We start from the raw sequence: 914 nt of genomic DNA, 5'->3' as shown, positions 1-914 counted from the left end.
GAGCCATTTTCATCGTGGGTAGCGGGCCTCCTCGGCGGCTTGGAGGACGAGGATGGCCTGCACGATCGGGGTGGCACGGCGGGGGCAGCAGCGGATTTTGGTCAGGATCTTCCAGGTCTTGAGGGTGGACACGGCGCGTTCCCCGAGGGCTCGGATCTTGGCGTGGTGCCGGTTGACGGACTTCTGCCGGCGGGACAGGCGGGTGCGGCGGCGTTTGAACGGGGTCCAGACGGTGCCGTGGGCGCCTTGGTAGCCCTTATCGGCGAAGGTCAGCACGTTGTTGCTGGCCAGGGCATCGATCAGGCCATGGGCGCGGGCTGCGGTCAGGTCGTGAACGGAGCCGGGCAGTGCGGCCGACGCCCAGACCAGCCGCCCGGCCGGGTCGGCCAGGACCTGCACGTTCACCCCGTGGCGCTTGTGCTTACCGGAGTAGTAGGGCCGCTGGTCAGCGACCCGGTCGATCGGGATCAGCGTGCCGTCGAGGATCGCGTAGGCCAGCCGGGCAGCCCGGCGCATGGCGGCGGTGAGGTCGTCGGCGCAGGCGGCGAGCAGGTCGACGGCCTCGCGTAGGTAGCGCCACACGGTGGCCACCGACACGGCGAAGCCGGCGGCCAGCCGGGTCAGGGTGTCGCCGTTGCGCAGGTGGGCCAAGGCCATCAGCGCCTGCTGCTGCGCCGGCAGCCTCCGCCAGCGGGTGCCGAGCGCACGTCGGCGGTCGCGGATCAGCTCGGTCAGGCGGGTCAGGCTGCGCGTGGACAGCGGGATGCTGGCAGGATAGGTCAGCAACGAAGCTCCTGTGCTGGGCAGTGCGTCTTGGTCGACTGCTGTCCTACCGGGAGCTTCGTCCTATCTGGAGCAGCGACACGCCGCTGAGCGCCTGCTCAGGAGCCCTTGATCACGATGAAAATGGCTCA

Annotated in this window: 1 protein-coding gene; it reads right to left on the bottom strand. The window is 69.6% G+C overall.

What is annotated here, in order from left to right:
• Positions 1–9: 9 nt before the first annotated feature.
• On the bottom strand, positions 10–786 hold the full coding sequence (locus tag ACPXB1_RS30600; RefSeq protein WP_425736173.1) for a transposase family protein: 777 nt from the start codon (positions 784–786) through the stop codon (positions 10–12).
• Positions 787–914 lie beyond the last annotated feature (128 nt).

Origin of the sequence: Micromonospora sp. DT68, assembly GCF_049847245.1 — a bacterium.
Taxonomy (GTDB): Bacteria; Actinomycetota; Actinomycetes; order Mycobacteriales; family Micromonosporaceae; genus Micromonospora; species Micromonospora profundi.
The sequence above is the reverse complement of the archived record's forward strand: the minus strand, read 5'-3'. Positions and strand labels throughout refer to the sequence as shown.